At 64.1% G+C, this 17332-nt stretch carries 11 protein-coding genes; 4 read left to right on the top strand and 7 right to left on the bottom strand.

What is annotated here, in order from left to right; translation table 11 throughout:
* Positions 1-10: 10 nt before the first annotated feature.
* Positions 11-1303, top strand: coding sequence for a nicotinate phosphoribosyltransferase (gene pncB, locus QUV21_RS10440; RefSeq protein ID WP_300854749.1), 1293 nt, complete (start codon positions 11-13; stop codon positions 1301-1303).
* On the opposite strand, the gene QUV21_RS10435 is transcribed toward pncB, so the two are convergent.
* From QUV21_RS10435 to QUV21_RS10410, 6 genes are all read right to left on the bottom strand, one after another.
* On the bottom strand, positions 1300-2208 hold the full coding sequence (locus QUV21_RS10435) for a phosphotransferase (protein ID WP_300854747.1): 909 nt from the start codon (positions 2206-2208) through the stop codon (positions 1300-1302). The genes pncB and QUV21_RS10435 overlap by 4 nt on opposite strands.
* The gene (gene arfB / locus QUV21_RS10430) at positions 2205-2627 is read right to left on the bottom strand and encodes an alternative ribosome rescue aminoacyl-tRNA hydrolase ArfB (protein ID WP_300854746.1); all 423 of its coding nucleotides are present in this window, start codon (positions 2625-2627) and stop codon (positions 2205-2207) included. The genes QUV21_RS10435 and arfB overlap by 4 nt, the downstream gene beginning before the upstream one ends.
* 259 nt (positions 2628-2886) lie before the next feature.
* Positions 2887-3507 (bottom strand): queuosine precursor transporter, encoded by a 621-nt coding sequence (locus QUV21_RS10425; RefSeq protein ID WP_300854745.1) that lies wholly within the window; start codon positions 3505-3507, stop codon positions 2887-2889.
* A gap of 110 nt (positions 3508-3617) precedes the next feature.
* Positions 3618-4514 carry a penicillin-insensitive murein endopeptidase gene (mepA, locus tag QUV21_RS10420; RefSeq protein WP_300854743.1) on the bottom strand — a complete coding sequence of 299 codons (897 nt, stop codon included), beginning with the start codon at positions 4512-4514 and terminating at the stop codon, positions 3618-3620.
* Complete coding sequence (locus QUV21_RS10415) at positions 4514-5884, bottom strand: MFS transporter (protein ID WP_300854742.1); 1371 nt, start codon at positions 5882-5884, stop codon at positions 4514-4516. Before QUV21_RS10415 ends, mepA begins: the two co-directional genes overlap by 1 nt.
* Positions 5885-5946: 62 nt before the next feature.
* Positions 5947-6477: an acyl-CoA thioesterase gene (locus tag QUV21_RS10410; RefSeq protein ID WP_300854741.1), complete on the bottom strand. Its 531-nt coding sequence runs from the start codon at positions 6475-6477 to the stop codon at positions 5947-5949.
* A 139-nt stretch (positions 6478-6616) separates the two neighbouring features.
* Here QUV21_RS10410 and QUV21_RS10405 point away from each other — a divergent pair, with 139 nt between their 5' ends.
* Together QUV21_RS10405 and recQ are read left to right on the top strand one after the other, a co-directional pair.
* Complete coding sequence (locus QUV21_RS10405; protein ID WP_300854740.1) at positions 6617-6904, top strand: YggT family protein; 288 nt, start codon at positions 6617-6619, stop codon at positions 6902-6904.
* 14 nt (positions 6905-6918) lie between these two features.
* Positions 6919-8967, top strand: a complete 2049-nt coding sequence (gene recQ, locus QUV21_RS10400) for a DNA helicase RecQ (protein WP_300854739.1) — start codon at positions 6919-6921, stop codon at positions 8965-8967.
* Positions 8968-9115: 148 nt separating this feature from the next.
* Here recQ and QUV21_RS10395 read toward each other — a convergent pair whose 3' ends face one another.
* Positions 9116-11656 carry a response regulator gene (locus QUV21_RS10395; RefSeq protein WP_300854913.1) on the bottom strand — a complete coding sequence of 847 codons (2541 nt, stop codon included), beginning with the start codon at positions 11654-11656 and terminating at the stop codon, positions 9116-9118.
* 183 nt (positions 11657-11839) lie between these two features.
* On the opposite strand from QUV21_RS10395, the gene QUV21_RS10390 reads away from it, so the two are divergent.
* Positions 11840-17302 carry an alpha-2-macroglobulin family protein gene (locus tag QUV21_RS10390; RefSeq protein ID WP_300854911.1) on the top strand — a complete coding sequence of 1821 codons (5463 nt, stop codon included), beginning with the start codon at positions 11840-11842 and terminating at the stop codon, positions 17300-17302.
* Positions 17303-17332 lie beyond the last annotated feature (30 nt).

The following is a 17332-nucleotide window of genomic DNA, read 5'->3' as shown; positions in this document are numbered from 1 at the left end:
GGAAGCCGACATGGTCGATATCGCCACCCGCGTCTGGAACCACAAGTGGAAGATCGACCCGATCGTGCGGTCTCTGATCGATACCGATTTCTACAAACTATTGATGTGCCAGTCTATTTTCCGCAACAAGCCGGATACGACCGTGGTTTTCAGCCTGATCAACCGATCCTCGAAGATCCGGCTTGCCGAACTGATCGACGAAGGCGAACTGCGTGAGCAACTCGATCATGTGCGGTCGCTGTCGCTGACCCGGGGGGAAAGCACCTGGCTGCGGGGCAACACGTTTTACGGCAAGCGCCAGATGTTCCGCCCTGATTTCATGGAATGGTTCGAGGGCCTGCGCCTGCCGCCCTACCACCTTGAAAAGCGGGATGGCCAGTTCGAGCTGACCTTCGAAGGCGCGTGGCCCGAGGTCATGCTGTGGGAAATTCCGGCGCTTGCCGTCTTGATGGAACTGCGCAGCCGGGCAGTTCTGGAACGGCTTGGCCGATTTGAATTGCAGGTGCTTTATGCCCGGGCGATGACCAAGCTGTGGGAAAAAATCCAGCTCCTGCGCGGCACCGAAGGCTTGCGGATCGCAGATTTCGGCACCCGGCGGCGACATTCCTACCTTTGGCAGGACTGGGCGGTTCAGGCGATGCAGGAAGGGCTGGAGGAGAAATTCATCGGCACCTCGAACTGTTCCATCGCCATGCGCCGGGAGTTGGAGGCGATCGGCACCAACGCGCATGAGTTGCCGATGGTCTATTCCGCGCTGACGGATACGGACGATGACCTGCGGCAGGCCCCGTATCAGGTGCTGGCCGACTGGCAAGAGGAACATGACGGCAATCTGCGGATCATCCTGCCCGACACCTATGGCACCGAAGGCTTCCTGAAGAACGCGCCCGACTGGCTGGCCGGATGGACGGGCATTCGCATCGACAGCGGCGATCCGGTTGCCGGAGCCGAAATCGCCATCCGCTGGTGGAAGGACCGGGGCGAGGATCCTCGGCAGAAGCTGGTGATCTTTTCGGACGGGCTGGACGTCGAAAAGATCGAGGAACTGCATGCAAAGTTCGTCGGTCGCGTGAAGGTCTCATTTGGCTGGGGGACGCTTTTGACCAATGATTTCCGTGGCCTGGTGGCAGATGATGCGCTGGCTCCGTTCAGTCTGGTGTGCAAGGCCCAAAGTGCCAATGGGCGGCCAACGGTGAAACTTTCGGACAACCCGGCCAAGGCCATGGGGCCCAAGGACGAAATCGAGCGCTACAAACGGATATTCGGCGTCGGGGCGCAGTTGGCGCAAGAGGTCGTTGTCTAGTCCAGCAGGCGTCGGGCATACATGACCGCGCGCGCAAGATGGCTGCGGTGGATCGGGTCATCCGCAGCAAGACGCGGCATCGTCCAGCCAACCGAAGCTAGCGTGCGGGCCAGGGTGAAGCTTTCCACCATCACAAGGTCCGTGGTGCCATAGCCCGCCATCAGCGCATCGCGAATCTGGGGATAGGCGGGTTCGTAAAGGTTCTGGCTCAGCACCGTGCCAAGGTCATAGAGCCTGTAGCCAAAGCCGGAGTCGTCAAAGTCGATCAGGGATAGCAAACGACCGTTCACCAACACGTTCTCGCGCAGGACATCGGCGTGAATCAGGCCGGTTTCGCCGGAAATGCGTTCGCGCAGCAGGTCGCGGGCGTGGATCAGGATGGCGCGCTGATCGGGGCTGGCGGCGGGGTGGTCCCAGAACCGCCCCCAGAACGGTGCTTCACCCACCAACCCCTCGCGGTCCCAGCGCGGGCGGACAAAGCCTTTCGGCAGGGTCAGCGTATCGGTGGTCTGGTGGAGGCGGGCCAGAAGCGCGCCAAGGGCGTGGTGCAGGTCCAGCGTATCGCGCAAGGGCCGGGCAAAGGGTTGCCCGGCCTCGCCCAGCGCCTCACCTTCCAGCCATGCGATTGCCGAGGCGTGGCGACCATCCGGCAGGGTGACAAGCGGCCCGCCATCCAGCGCGGGCAGCGCCGCTGGCACCGGCAAGCCAGCGGCCGCCAGACTGGCGCACCACCAAAGTTCCGAACGGATCGCGTCGGGCGACTGATAGCCTGCCCGGTGCAGCCGCAAGGCCGCGCGAGTGCCGTCTGCCAACGCCATTTCATAGACGTGGTTTTCCCGGTCGCGCAGCAGGCGGATCAGGCGGCCGCCCCAGTGGTTTGCGGCAAGGGAGGCGAAATCGGTCATTCTTCGTCCTGCACACGGCCGCGCAGCGATTTCACCTCGCCCCGCTGGGTTTTCGAGGCGATGCGGCGGCGCTGGCTGCCAAGGGTGGGTTTGGTCGCAATCCGCCGTTTCGGCACCACCAACGCGGCGCGGATCATCTCGACCAGCCGTTCGCGGGCAATCTCGCGGTTGCGGGCCTGACTGCGGGTTTCATCGACTTGCAGCACGATCGCGCCTTCCAGCGTCCATTTCCGCCCGGCCAGCTTTTTCAGCCGTGCCTTGACCGATGGGGTCAGATGCGGCGACCGGTCGGCCTCGAATCGCAGTTCAACGGCAGTCGAGACCTTGTTGACATTCTGCCCCCCCGGCCCCGAGGCGCGCATGAAGCTTTCGGACAGTTCCCAGTCCGCAATGGCAAGGGTTTCGGTAACAAACAGCATGGCTTCACGTTATTCGGGCGGCACCAAAAGAGAAAGGGTTGCCGGAGTGCGGCAACCCTTTCCGAGATCCAAGGAGATGAGCCAGTTAGGCATCAATTCCAATCGGTGGTCTGTTTATCTGAAGGGCTGCCTTCAGAAAACACGCCCTCCGACTGTCCCGACACGTCTCTCCAATATCACTCTAGACACTGGATCACCTCCTTTCAAATGGTTGCCGATAAGGGAAAGGTGACACAGATTTTGTGTTTGTCAAAACATTTCACGCAACCCGTGCCATCGCCCGGGCAACTGCCAGCCGGAAAGGCAAAAGTGCCAAAAGAGCAAGCAGAAGCTTCACGCCCCAGTCGGCAAGGGCCAGCGAAACCCAGAACGGTGCTTCGGTGCCAAAGCCCAGAAGCGGGGTCGCGCCGGTTGCCCAAGAGACATCGTTGCCCGGCTCCAGCAGGGTCAGCGTGGCTGAAAAGGCGATGGAAAAGAACAAGGCCGTATCAAGGCTGGAGGACGCCAGCGTCGACACCAGCGGCGCGCGCCACCATGTCCCAGCCCGCAGCCGGTTGAAAACAGCGATATCCAGAAGCTGCGCGCACAGGAAGGCAAAGCCCGAACCAACCGCGATGCGCAAGGTGACAAGGGGGCCGAACTCGCCCACGATCTGCGTGCCGATGAAGGAACACAGAACCCCCACCCCAAAACCAACCAGAACCACGCGGCGCGCGGCATCCGGGCCTTGCAGGCGGTTGGTCAGGTCAGTGACCAGAAAGGCGAAGGGATAGGTCAGCGCACCCCAGGTCAGAAAAGCGCCAAGCGGATACTGGACAAGGATGTTCGACGCGGTGACGACCACCGCCATGGCGATGACGCCGGGCAGAATTGAGCGCATTTGCTATGATCCGTTTTTTGCAAGGTTGCGGAGACTTGGCCCCATGGTCGGGGCGCAGGCCGCGTATACCCACGCCTGCCGCCTGTCAACCTGTTCGACGCAATGGGTGGCTATTCGACCAGTACGGTCTGACACTGCTTTGGCAGGTCAGCCATCGTGAATTCCCGCGCGCCCTTCTTGCGGGGGGCGTCGTCTTCGGCCTGTTTCTTCTTCTTGGTCGGCTTTGGCGGATCAAGGTAATCCGTCACCCACCACATCAGCGTTTCATCGCAGCCGTCGCCGTTCTTTGACAGTTCCGCCACCGTCGGCGTCTGCGTCTCGCACAAACGGGCGCCCTTGGGGCATTTCAGCCGGACGTGGAAATGCGTGTCATGTCCGGCGACCGGGCGGATCTTTTGCAGCCACTTCCTGTCGGATGCCTTGGCCGTCCTGCACATCTCGATCTTGACGGCGGCTGCGACGAAGATGCGGTCAACCCGCGGATCAAGCGCCGCTTCTTGCAGCAGGCGGTGGTGGGTCTTTGTCCAGTTGCCGGTGACCGACCGCTGGTCAGCCGACCGGACCGGGATCGAACTGATATCCTCACGCTCGGCCCGCGACAGGCCAAGGCTGCGCGGTGGCAGCATCCAGATATCGGCATCCAGCCCGATCTGGTGGCTGGCGTGGCCGCTGGTCATCGGCCCGCCTCGCGGCTGGCTGATGTCCCCGACATATAGGCCTTGGCCAAAGCCGATGGCCTGCGCGGTGGCGGACAGGTCCACTAAAAAGCTAATCATGACCGGATGGCCCCAGTTTCGGTTCCGTGACAGGCGCATCGCCTGCCAACTTGGGCCAGTTTCAGGCAGTTCGACCAAGCCAGCCCCACATCCGCGGGCATATGACCCGATTGGCATCGACTCTTGCGCGGACGGGGCGGATTTCGCGCCGAAAAGCTTGTTCGCCAGCTTTTCGGCATGGGCGGGGGCGGCGGCAAGAAGGAGCGACAGGATCAGGGCGCGGGTCAGCATCAGGCGGGCATCTCTCCCTTGGGTTTCACCCAGAATAGCAGAACAAGGCCGATCAGGAACAGCAGGATCAGGGGGGCGATCCCGATGCGCTGCGACCCGCTGGCCATGGTGGCAAGCGCGATCAGCGCCGGCGCCATGAAACTGGCTACCTTGCCCGACAGCGCATAAAGCCCGAACGCCTCGGTCGCGCGGTCGGGGCTGGTGTGGCGGGCCATCATCGTGCGGCTGGCGGCCTGAAGCGAACCTCCCGCAGCCCCGATCAGCGCCCCGCAGGCAAAGAATATCTGGTCCGGCAGGCCAGAGGCCGGGTCCATCGCAAAGCCCCAGAGGCTTTCGCGAGTCATGCCGACGATGACGCCACAGACGCAGATCAGCACGATGATCGAGGTGATGATCACCGGCTTTGGCCCGAAAGCCTTGTCGGCCCGCCCGCCGATGAAGGCCGCGACCATCGCCGTCACCGCGCCCACGATGCCGAAAATCCCGATCTGGATGATCGACCAGCCCAGCACGCCCGATGCATAGACCCCGCCAAACCCGTAAAGCGCGTTCAGCGCGTCGCGGTAGAACAGGGACGATGCCAGATAAGCCGCAAGGCTGGTGCGAAACCGCAAGGACCGCAGCAAGTCCCTCAAGCTGGCAAAGGCCCGGCCCACATGCAGCGGGCGGGCATCTGTCCTGGGTTCCTTCACCCACAGAAAGAACGGAATCATGAAGACCACATACCAGATCGCAGCGAAGGGGCCGACCGCACGCGTTCCCTCACGCGCTTCAGGATCAAGGCCGAACAAAGGTTCGGTTCCCAGAAGGGTCTTGCCGCTGTCAGCGCCTTCGGCAAAGAACAGAAGCATCAGGATCAGCGCCAGAAGACCGCCCAGATAGCCAAAGGCAAAGCCTGAACCAGAGACCGCCCCCAGATCGTCGGCCTGCGTCAGCGATGGCATCAGGGCGTTGGTGAAGATGGTGGCAAACTCCATCCCGATGAAGCCGATCCCGAACAGGCAGACCGCCCAGAACAGCATGCCCGCATCGCCCCCCGGCGCCACCCACCACAGCCCCATGGACCCGATGACGTAAAAGGCTGAAAACACCCAGACCCAGATCAGCCGCCGCCCGGTCCCATCGGCAATCGCCCCAAGGATCGGGGCCAGCACGGCGATGGACAGCGAGGCGATGGCCAGACCCCAGCCCCAATAGGCCTGTGCAGCGGCCTTGGCGGCCTCGGGTTCCAGCCCCTCGCCCATGTAGTAGCCCCGGGCGATTTCCGCAAAATACGGGCCGAAGATGAAGGTCAGAAGCAGGGTGTTGTAGGGCTGGCTGGCCCAATCAAAGAAATACCAGCCCCAGATCCGCTTGCGCGCGCTTGCCATGCCTGCTCCCGTGGTTTGGGGGCCGAGTGAACCCGCAAACGGCCCGGGGCGCAACCCACGGCTTAGCGGGCGGGGGGCCACGGACGCAAGGCATCCGCCTCGGTCCAGGCCTGAACCCATTGCGGCAAGGGCGGGCTTTCAGGGGCCACGCCCATCGCCTTGGCCATTTCGCTGGGCGGAACCATCCCGGCCTTTGACACGATGGCTGACCGGATCAGCACATGCGAGGTGCATTCATCGCCGCGCCACATGGATTGGTCCGTATAAAGAAACCGCCGGTCCCAGCCCAGACAGCGGGTGTGCATGTCCAGGCGCGCAAAGACCGTCACGCGGCGGCGGTAGCGCGTGGTGGACCCCGCCACCGTCAACCCCCAGCCCCTTGAGCGCAAGATCTGTTCCAGCCCGTTCCGCCGCGACAGGGGTAGCCTGCCCAGATCATAAAGCGTCAGTGTGCGGCCGTTGTTCAGTTCAACCCATGGGTCAAGATCCCAAGGCCAGCATGTCACCCGGCTGACATGGGTGTCAAAGAAGCCCAGCTTCGGCATCCGGCGCACACGCGCCATTTCAGTGACCATGCGGATGAACGGATACATCAAAACCCCCGGTTGCGCCGCTTGGGTGGCCCGACTGGCTGGCCGCGTCAAGCGGAACCCTGCGGAAAGTCCCTGCGGAAGGCATTGCCCTTCCGCGTCCGGACCGCTACCTCTGCGCCAAGCCATAGCGGAGAGCCAGATGACCTCGATCTTTCAGATCCTGATGCTGATCCTTGATATCGCGCAATTCATCATCATCGCGCATATCATCATGAGCTGGCTGATCAATTTTCAAGTGTTGAACCTGCGACAGCCGCTTGTCGCCTCGATCTGGGACGGGCTGAACCGGCTGTTGGAGCCGGTCTATTCCCGGGTGCGCAACATCTTGCCCAACATGGGCGGGCTTGATCTGGCGCCGCTGGTGGTGCTGATCGGCGTCTATGCGCTGCGGATCGTGCTGATCAACAACGCCTCTGCCTTCGTCTGACGCCCATTTCCACGTTGGATCAGGCGGCATCGCTTCTGCACTCTGTATTCGGGTTTCCCGATTTCCGCCCCGGTCAGGCGGAAATCGTGCAAGCCGTGCTGGAGGGGCGCAACACCCTTGCCATCATGCCCACGGGCGGCGGAAAATCCTTGTGTTTTCAACTGCCTGCGCTCTGCCGTGACGGGGTGACAGTGGTGATTTCTCCGCTGATCGCCTTGATGCGCGATCAGGTGCGCGCGCTGAAGGCGGCGGGGGTCGAGGCGGGGGCGCTGACCTCGGGCAACACCGACGAAGAGACGGAAGAGGTGTTCGCCGCGCTGGACGAGGGGCGGCTGAAGCTTTTGTACATGGCGCCCGAACGGCTTGCCTCGACCGCCACGGCGACACTTCTTCGCCGCGTCGGGTGCAGTCTGATCGCGGTGGATGAGGCGCATTGCGTCAGCCAGTGGGGCCATGACTTCCGCCCCGACTACTTGCGGATCGGGGAACTCCGCCGCGCGCTGCGGGTGCCGCTGGCCGCCTTCACCGCCACGGCGGATGAGGAAACCCGGGCCGAGATTGTCACCCGCCTGTTTGACGGCGAAGCGCCCGCAACCTTCCTGCGCGGCTTTGACCGGCCGAACATCCACCTTGCCTTCGCGGTGAAATCCACCCCGCGCGAACAGATCCTGCGCTTTGCCGCTGCTCGCAAAGGCCAATCCGGCATCGTCTATTGCGGCACGCGAGCCAAGACCGAGGTGCTGGCCCAGGCGCTGCGCGAGGCGGGGCATCCGTCGGTCGCCTATCACGGCGGGATGGAGGCCGAGGCGCGGCGTCAGGTGGAAATCCGCTTTCAGCGCGAAGACGGGCTGATCGTGGTGGCCACCGTGGCCTTCGGGATGGGGATCGACAAGCCCGATATCCGCTGGGTCGCCCATGCCGATCTGCCAAAGTCGATCGAAGGCTATTATCAGGAAATCGGCCGTGCCGGGCGCGATGGCAGCCCGGCCGAGACGCTGACGCTTTATGGTCCCGACGACATCCGCCTGCGCCGCAGCCAGATCGACGAAGGTGCGGCCCCGCCCGACCGCAAGGCCGCCGATCACGCCCGGCTGAACGCGCTGCTGGGGCTGGCCGAAGCGTTGAAATGCCGCCGTCAGGTGCTTCTGGGCTATTTCGGCGAAGCGGCAGAGCCTTGCGGCAACTGCGACCTTTGCGACCGCCCGGCACAGCTTTTTGACGCGACCGAGGCGGTTAGGAAGGCCTTGTCGGCCATCCTGCGGACCGGCGAATGGTTCGGCGCGGGGCATCTGATCGACATCCTGACCGGAACCGCCACACCCAAGGTGCGTGAGCGCGGGCATGACCAGCTTCCGACCTATGCCGTAGGGCGCGATCTGTCGAAAGCGGCATGGGGTGCGGTGTTCCGGCAGATGATGGGGCAAGACCTGATCCGACCCGACACCGACCGCCACGGTGCCTTGCGGATGACCGATGCCGCCCGCCCGATCCTGCGCGGCGAAGCGCGGGTCACCTTGCGCCGCGACACCGTGGCCTCGGCCTCTGCCGAAGACCGGGTCGCCGCGCGCAGTCAGGTGGCGGACGAAGATGCGGGGCTTTTGTCATTGCTGAAGGCCCGCCGCCGCGCGCTGGCCGAGGCGCAGAACGTGCCGGCCTATGTGGTCTTTCCCGACAAGACCCTGATCGAAATGGCCGAGAAGAAACCCCTCACACTGGACCAGATGGCCGGGATCACCGGGGTCGGGGCGAAGAAGCTGGAAAGCTATGGCTCGGCGTTTCTGGAAGTGATCACCGGGGCGGGCGAAACCCTGCACCCTGCGCGGATGCGACTGGCGGGCAAACCTGAAGGCGCGGTTTTCGACCGTCTGGCAGAGGTGCAACTGCAACTGTCCCACGGCAAGGATGGCACGGGGAAATACCTGTCCTGCACCCATTCCACCCTGCGCCAGATCGTCGAGCGCAGACCGTCAACCCTTGGAGAGCTTCAGGCCGTTCAGGGCATGGGCGCGCTGAAGGTGGAACGGTTCGGCGAAGCGTTTCTGGAAGTGCTGCGCGACGGGTGACGGGCGCTGTCCCCTGCCGGTACAAAGGCTGCTGCGCGCAACGGCCAGCCACCGGGGGTTCCCACCCCCCGAACCCCAGGGAATATTTCGTAAAAGAGCATGTCCAGGCGCAGGCTGAGATTCCGGTGCGTGTCGATTGAGGCGCAGGTCAAGCTGCATCAACAGCGTCGACCAAGGGCGGGCGCGCGTCAGAGGGGCGGAATTCTGCCAGCGCGGCCTCTATCGCGGTCTTGCGCAGAGGCTTGGTCAGGTATCGATCAATTCCGGCAGCAAGAATACCTTCGGCATCGCCGTCCATCGCATGGGCCGTCAGGGCCACGATCGGCACATGCCCAGCCAGCCCTTCCAGCGCGCGGATGGCGCGGGCGGCGTCCTTGCCGTCCATCTCTGGCATGGAGATATCCATGAAGATCAGATCGGGCTGGTAGCTTTGATACATTTCGACCGCGATGCGGCCATTGTCGGCGAACACAAGGTCGATATCCAGCGCGCGGACCATCTTCTGAAAGACCAGTTGGTTGGTGCGGTTGTCTTCCGCCGCCAGAACGCGCATCTGCCGCAGGTCGGCCGGAGCCGGTGGAACGGCAGGGACCGCGCTTGCCGCTGGCGCGGTCAGGGACTGAAGGTGCCGGTAGAGGTCAGACCGCAGCAGCGGCTTTTGCAGGATCGCCGCGAAATCCGCCGCCGCAAGCCCAATACCCGTGGTATTGGAGCTGAGAAGGATAACCGGCAAGGTGTGGCCAGCCGCACGGATATGCTGCAAGAGCGTAACCCCGTCCATCTCCGGCATGGCGTGGTCGGTAAGGACCACATCATAGGTCGGGTCGGCGGCCAACCGGTCCAGCGCTTCGCCCCCGGACCGGCACAGCGTCACGGTGATGCCGCAAGGCGCAAGCTGGCGTTCCAGAATGGTGCGGTTGATGAACTGGTCGTCCACGACCAGCACCCGTTTCACCGCGACCGGCACCTGCACCGGCCCCGCATCCTCGGCCACGGGCAGGGTCACCCGGAAGCCGAAACTGGAGCCTTGCCCCGCCTCGCTGTCCACCCAGACCGCGCCGCCCATGTGTTCGATCAGCCGACGGGTAATGGCAAGACCAAGGCCGGTGCCTTCGAACTTGCGGTTCTGCTCATCCTCGACCTGATTGAATTCACCGAAGATGTGGTCAAGATATTCTGGCGCGATGCCGATGCCGGTATCTTCGACGGTGACATGCAGGGTCTGGTGGCCATCCTCGTCGTCCACCCCGACGACACGGGTCAGGACGTGGCCCGCGTCGGTGAACTTGACCGCATTGCCGATCAGGTTGGTCAAGACCTGCCGCAGCCGCCCCGGATCGCCAATGAAGCGGGTGGGCAGGAACATGTCGAAGTCGATCATCAGATCGATCCCCTTTTCCCGCGCTCGCGGTTGCAGAAGCATGGTGACTTCATGGATCGTGCGTTCCAGATCAAAAGGTTCAGGCCGCAGGGTCAGGCGTTCCGCTTCGATCTTGGAGTAATCCAGGATGTCGTTGATGATCACCAGAAGGGCCTCACCAGAAGACCGGATGGTTTCGGCAAACAGGCGCTGTTCTTCGGTCAGCCCGGTATCGCAGAGAAGCTCCGCCATCCCGACCACGCCGTTCATCGGGGTGCGGATTTCATGGCTCATGTTGGCAAGGAAGGCGGATTTGGCGCGGTTCGCGGCCTCGGCCGCCTTGCGGGCGGCGTCGAGCGCGGCCTCATGTTCCTTCAACTGGGTGATGTCGACGCGCAGACCCACACGGCCGCCGTCAGGCGTGGGGTGGTCATGCGCGCGGATCCAGCGGCCATCGGAAAGCTGCTGTTCCGAGGTGCCGCTGCCCTGACGGTGGCGTTTCAGCCGTTCCTCGATCCAGTCCTCTTCGCGCCCGACCGCGTCGGCGTGCTGGCTGTGGGCAAGGCCATGGCGCAGGATGTCCTCAAACCGGGTGCCGGGCTGCATGGCAGGTGCCGAGGCGGGATAGATGTCGCGGTAGCGCTGGTTGCAGGTCAAGAGCCGTTCCTCCCGGTCATAAAGGACAAAGCCATCGGGGATCGCTTCGATGGCGGCCCAGATGCGCATCTGGTCAGTGATATCAAGCGCAAGGCACACCAGATCGCCGTCCCGCGCGCGGCGGTCCTGAAGCTTGATCCAGGTGCCGTTCAGGAATTTCAGGGTGACGGAATCGATCGGGTCAGCCTCGATCCGGGCCAGCATGCGGGCGACAAAATCTGCCGCCGGCTCATCCCCCAGATCAAGCGCACCAGAGGTGGCGATAAGGTTGACCATGTCGGCATAGGGAATACCGGGGGCGACAGAGGTGCCGTCAAACGGGGCCAGCCAGGCACGGTTGGCGGTGATCATGCGCATGGAGTTGTCGAAGACCGCAAACCCGTCCTGAATGGTGTTGACGGAATCCCACAGCCTGCGCTCAGCCATCACGGCCTGAGTATGGGCGCGGTCAAGATCTTCCACGAACCGCAGGTTCTGATCCTTCAACAGTTCTGCCCGGGAAAGGGCGGTGCGGACGACCTGCCGCTGTTCGACGATCTGGTCGGAAAGCCCACGGGCGTGGATTGCCAGCTTTTCATTGGCCGCGAAGAGTTCACGGCTTTTCTGTTCCAGCAGGCGTTCCGCCGCCAGCCTTGCGCGCCGTTCCCTGACCAGACGTTCCGAAAGATCCATACCCGCCCTGTAGACATTCTGACTGTCACCCGGCCCCGGCGGACAGGCCGCACGTCCGGATTCCACGACTAGCCTGCCCGATCGAAGTGAACCAAGGCTTAACGCCAATGAACCGCCAGCAGCCTTGCCAGCCCGGCGGTCGCCATGCGACATTTCAACCAATTCATTCGGGAGGTCTTTTCGATGCGCGGGTTTTGCAGGGCTGCGATTGCGGCGCTATTGATCGGGTTTTCCGGCAGCATTTCGGGTCTGGCGCAGGCGCAGGATCTGATACCTGAACGCCGGGTCGTCGTGACACAGGATCAGGATCTTCCGGGGGGCGATATCGCCTCGGTCTTTGATACCACGATAGAGGCTTGCGAACGCGCCTGCCTGACCAACGCGCGTTGCACCGCATTTGTCTACAACAGCCGCAACGGGTCTTGTTTCGTCAAGAACAGCCCCGGTGCGGGGGCGTTCTTTCAGGGGGCATTCTCGGCCTTCGTGATCGAGGGCGATGCGGGCGCGCAGGCGGTGGCAAAGGCGCGGCGGGGGGAAATCGGTTTCCTGCCGGACTGGGATCTTCAGGCGGCGTTCGATCAGGCATCGGGCCTTGGCCGCCAGCACACTACCGGGCCGTGGTCGGCCGAAGATCATCTGCAGGCGGCGGCCGAGGCCGAAGCGCGGGGTGATTGGGCGGGGGCAGCGGCCTTCACCGGCGCGGCGCTGAACCTGACTGACGATGCCGCGACCTGGGCCGAATTCGCCCGTCGCCAGATCGAGGCGGGCAATGGCAACCGGAACCAGTCGGGCTATTTCTACTTTCAGGCCTTCCAGTCGGCGATGAACGCGTATCTGCGGGCCGAAAACCCTGGGCTGCGCCACACGATTCTTGTCATCCTTGGTGAGGCGCTGGAACGCAACGGGCGCGGGCGTGACACGGTGCAGGCGCTGCGGTTGGCGCAATCCTTGCAGGCGCGGACCGATACCGAGACCCTGCTGGAAGCGGCCATCGGCAAATACGGCTTCCGCATCGTCGAGACCGCGGTGCAGTCAGACCTTGCGCGGCCAAGGATCTGCGCGACCTTCTCGGAAGACCTTGCTGCGGCAGGCGTGGACTATTCCACCTTCGTGCAGATGCCCGAATCCGGACTGGTGGTCGAGGCCGGGGGCTGGCGTCAGCTTTGCGTGACCGGGGTCGAACATGGCAAGCGCTATGCCGTGACCTTCCGCGAGGGCCTGCCCGCAGCGGATGGTCAGACCATGGCCAAGTCGGTTGAGGTGACTCAGTACATCCGCGACCGCAATCCCGGTGTGCGTTTCCCGGGCCGGGGCTATGTGCTGCCGAACACGGTGGATGTCGCCCTTCCGGTGGAAACGGTGAACACCGAAAAGCTGGATCTGACGCTGTACCGCGTTACCGACCGCAACCTCCTGCGCTCGATCCAGGACTTCTATTTCGGCGCGCCAATTCAGGTTTATGCAGAATACCAGTTCACCGACACCGTGGGTGAACGCATCTGGGACGGCAGCGCCACAGTGGGGCAAGAGGTCAACAAGGACGTGACCACCCGCCTGCCCTTGGGCGACGCCTTGGCCGGGATGCCCGCCGGGATTTATGCGATGAAGGCCGAAGTGCCGGGGGTTGACCCCTATGTCGTGCCAGCCGGATGGCAATGGTTCGTGGTGTCCGATCTGGGGCTGACCACGATGTCGGGCGTCGACGGGCTGCATGTCTTTGTCCGCAGCCTTGGCTCGGCAGATGCCAAGCCGGGGATTGCGGTTGAGCTTTTGAACCGCGCCAATGCCGTCCTTGGCACCGCCACGACCGATGATCAGGGCTATGCCCGCTTTGACGCCGGGCTGACGCGCGGCCTTGGGGCCAGCGCGCCCGCGATGATCGTGGCGCGTGACGGAGATCAGGATATCGCCTTCCTGTCCCTGACCGACCCCGAGTTCGACCTTTCCGACCGTGGCGTCGAGGGGCGTGAGGCAGCACCTCCGGTCGATGTTTTCCTGACGACCGACAGGGGGGCCTATCGGGCCGGTGAAACGGTCCATGTCACCGCCCTCGCCCGCGATGCCGGGCAGGCGGCGGTGACGGGCCTGCCGCTGACGGCGGTGGTCAGGCGGCCCGACGGGGTGGAATATGCCCGGTCGGTGGTGACCGACACGGGCGGCGGCTATGTCTTTGCGCAGCTTGTCGGTGGATCGGCCCCGCGCGGGGTCTGGCGGCTGGAGATGTTCGCCGATCTTGAAGCCCCGGCGCTGGCGGCCCGGACCTTCCTTGTCGAAGATTTCCTGCCCGAACGCATAGACTTTGATCTGACGCTGGCGGATGAGCGGCTGTCGGTTGGTCAGGATACCGGCATCGATCTGACCGTCGCCGCCCGTTACCTGTTCGGCGCGCCGGGGGCAGGTCTTGGGATCGAGGGCGAGGTTCTGTTGCGCGCAAGCGCCGGGCTTGAGGCCTTCCCCGGCTATGTCTTCGGCCGGCACGACCAACCCTTCTCGGCGCAGATGGCGCCTTTGGACGGGGCCGAGACGGACGCGGCAGGCAACGCCACCCTTCCCGTCGTCCTGCCTGTGATCGCTGATCCGCACCGTCCGCTGGAGGCCCGGGTAACCGTGCGCGTGGCCGAAGGCTCGGGTCGCCCGGTGGAACGCTCGGTGACCAAGAAGCTGTCACCCGCCGACCCGCTGATCGGGGTCAGGCCGATGTTTGATGGGGTTGCAGGTGAAGGCTCCGAAGCCCGGTTCAACCTGATCGCCGTCAACGCCGAAGAGGCGCTGACCCCCCTGCCCGTCAAGTGGAAAGTGACGCGCGTTACCCGGAATTACCAATGGTATCAAAGCTATGGCAACTGGAACTGGGAACCTGTCGTCACCCGCACCCTCGTTGCCGAAGGTGAGGTGACCTTGGGCAGCCAGCCCGTCGAGATTGCCGCGCAGGTCGAATGGGGCGAATACGAAATCCTTGTGGAACGCGCCGATGGCGGGCAATCGGCCACCTCGACCAGCTTTTACGCCGGGTGGTATGCTGCCGCCGATACCACCTCGACGCCGGACACGCTGGAGTTGTCGCTGGACAAGCCCACCTATGCGCCGGGGGAAACCGCAACGCTGCGGATCGTGCCACGCGCGGCGGGAACGGCCTTGATCACCGTCTTGTCAAACCGGCTGGTGGCGATGCAGGCGGTCGAAGTGGTGGAAGGTGAAAACCTGATCCGCCTGCCGGTGACCGATGACTGGGGCGCGGGGGTCTATGTCACCGCCTCGGTCATCCGGCCGATGGATGTGGCCGCGGGCCGCAACCCGGCGCGGGCGCTGGGGCTGACCCATGCCGCGATTGATCCCGGCAAGCGCGCCCTGACCGCAACGGTCGAGATGGCTGCCGAAGCCGCCCCGCGCGGACCCTTGGATGTGGCGGTCAGGGTTGACGGCGTGACGGCGGGCGAAACCGCCTATGTCACCATCGCCGCCGTTGATGTGGGCATCCTGAACCTGACCGGGTTCAAGGCACCTGATCCGCAAGCGCATTACTTTGGCCAGCGCCGCCTTGGCGTCGGTATCCGCGATATCTATGGCCGGCTGATCGACGGACTGAATGGCGCGGTTGGTGAAGTGCGGTCCGGTGGGGACGCAGGCGCGCAAGCGCGTCTGCAAAGCCCGCCCCCCACGGAAGAGCTGGTGTCCTATTTCTCCGGCCCGCTGACCGTGGGCGCCGATGGCTACGGGCGGACCTCGTTCGACCTGCCCAGCTTCAACGGCACGGTAAAGGTGATGGCGGTGGCTTGGTCCAGGACCGGCGTCGGTCAGGCCAGCGCCGATGTTCTGGTGCGCGACCCTGTGGTCGTCACCGCCAGCCTGCCGCGTTTCCTGTCGCCGGGCGATGAAAGCCGCCTGCTGTTGGAAATCGTGCATGCCACCGGCCCTGCGGGCCGGATGAGCCTTGATGTCGTGGCAAATGGTGTGACGCTGGGCGCGGTGCCTTCGGGCTTTGAGCTTGGCGAACAGGCCAAGGCGGTGTTCGAAGTGCCGGTCATGGCAGGCGCGGTGGGCATCCACAGGATCGACGTGAACCTGACCACGCCCGACGGCAGGCAACTGACCAAGACCCTGACGCTTCCGGTGCAGGTCAACGACCCCGAACTTGCCCGGATCTCGCGGTTCGAGCTTGCGGCGGGGACGAGCTTTACCTTTGACGACAATGTCTTTGCGGGGCTGGTGGCTGGGTCCGGCAAGGCGACGATGGCAGTCGGCCCCATCGCCCGGCTGAACGCGCCGGGCCTGCTGGCGGCGCTTGACCGCTATCCTTATGGCTGCACCGAACAGATGACCAGCCGGGCGCTGCCGCTTTTGTACTTTGACGAGGTGGCGCGGGTGATGGACCTGAAAGGTGCCGCCGACATCCAGACCCGGATCAATCAGGCGGTGGCCGAGATCCTGACCAACCAGTCGTCCACCGGCGGCTTCGGCCTGTGGGGGGCGGATTATGGTGATTTCTGGCTGGATGCCTATGTGACCGACTTTCTCAGCCGGGCCAAGGCGCAAGGCTATGCGGTCCCGGATCTGGCGTTCCGCAACGCCTTGGCGAACCTCCGCAATCAGGTGAACTACGCCCCGGATTTCAGCGCCGAGGCAAATGGTGGCGGCGAGGCGCTGGCCTATGCCCTGATGGTGCTGGCGCGCGAAGGCGCTGCGGCGGTGGGTGATCTGCGCTATTATGCAGATGTGAAGGGCGATGATTTCCAGACCCCCATCGCGCAGGCACAGCTGGGGGCGGCCTTGGCGTCCTACGGCGACCAGGCGCGGGCGGATGCGATGTTCCGCAAGGCCGCCGCCCGGATGAACGCGCTGGTCGGGCCGGATACGGAACGTCTGTGGCGGGCGGATTACGGCACCCGCTACCGCGACGCGGCCGCGCTTTTGACACTGGCGGTCGAGGCCGGGTCAATGGCCGTTGACCGTGAGGCGCTGACCGACCGGATCGCCAGTCATGGCGGCAATCTGTCGACGCAAGAGGCGACATGGGCGCTTTTGGCGGCGAACGCGCTGATTGACCGGCGGGGGGCCGATGGCATCACCATCGACGGCCAGCCCGCCGATGGCCCCTTGGTGCGGGTGCTGGACGCGGGCGCGGTCACTCCGGTGGTGGTGCGCAACGATGGCGCTACGACGACGCTGACGGTCACGACCTACGGTGTGCCGTCAGAACCGGAACCGGCGGGCGGCAATGGCTATGCGATCACGCGCAGCTACTTCACGATGGACGGTCAGGCGGTAACGCCAGACAGCGTCAGCGCCGGCACCCGGCTGGTCACCGTTCTGGAGATCACGCCCTTCGGCTATGGCGAAGCCCGGCTGATGGTCAGCGACCCCCTGCCCGCCGGGTTCGAGATCGACAACCCGAACCTGATGACGGCCGGGTCCACCTCTGAACTGGGCTGGCTTGATACGCTTGATTTCGTCCAGCACAGCGAGTTCCGGCAGGACCGGTTCCTGACGGCGGTGGATTGGCAATCGGATCAGGCCTTCCGACTGGCCTATGTCGTCCGCGCGGTCAGCCCCGGCAGCTTCCACCACCCGGCGGCATCGGTTGAAGACATGTATCGCCCGGATTTCCGGGCGCGGGGTGAGACCGGCACAGTCACCGTCACGCCGTAAGACATGGGCCAAGGCTTGCCATATGCGCCG

Source organism: Tabrizicola sp., from assembly GCF_030373185.1.
In the GTDB taxonomy this organism is placed as follows: Bacteria; Pseudomonadota; Alphaproteobacteria; order Rhodobacterales; family Rhodobacteraceae; genus Tabrizicola.
Note: the sequence above shows the minus strand (reverse complement) of the source record. Positions and strands in the feature narration are given on the sequence as shown.

What these genes read in the sequence shown, in the direction of transcription:
- pncB (WP_300854749.1), top strand. Translation starts at nt 11, where the DNA reads ATGGTCGATATCGCCACCCGCGTCTGGAACCACAAGTGGAAGATCGAC.
- QUV21_RS10435 (WP_300854747.1), bottom strand. Translation starts at nt 2,208, where the DNA reads ATGACCGATTTCGCCTCCCTTGCCGCAAACCACTGGGGCGGCCGCCTG.
- arfB (WP_300854746.1), bottom strand. Translation starts at nt 2,627, where the DNA reads ATGCTGTTTGTTACCGAAACCCTTGCCATTGCGGACTGGGAACTGTCC.
- QUV21_RS10425 (WP_300854745.1), bottom strand. Translation starts at nt 3,507, where the DNA reads ATGCGCTCAATTCTGCCCGGCGTCATCGCCATGGCGGTGGTCGTCACC.
- mepA (WP_300854743.1), bottom strand. Translation starts at nt 4,514, where the DNA reads ATGCTGACCCGCGCCCTGATCCTGTCGCTCCTTCTTGCCGCCGCCCCC.
- QUV21_RS10415 (WP_300854742.1), bottom strand. Translation starts at nt 5,884, where the DNA reads ATGGCAAGCGCGCGCAAGCGGATCTGGGGCTGGTATTTCTTTGATTGG.
- QUV21_RS10410 (WP_300854741.1), bottom strand. Translation starts at nt 6,477, where the DNA reads ATGTATCCGTTCATCCGCATGGTCACTGAAATGGCGCGTGTGCGCCGG.
- QUV21_RS10405 (WP_300854740.1), top strand. Translation starts at nt 6,617, where the DNA reads ATGACCTCGATCTTTCAGATCCTGATGCTGATCCTTGATATCGCGCAA.
- QUV21_RS10395 (WP_300854913.1), bottom strand. Translation starts at nt 11,656, where the DNA reads ATGGATCTTTCGGAACGTCTGGTCAGGGAACGGCGCGCAAGGCTGGCG.
- QUV21_RS10390 (WP_300854911.1), top strand. Translation starts at nt 11,840, where the DNA reads ATGCGCGGGTTTTGCAGGGCTGCGATTGCGGCGCTATTGATCGGGTTT.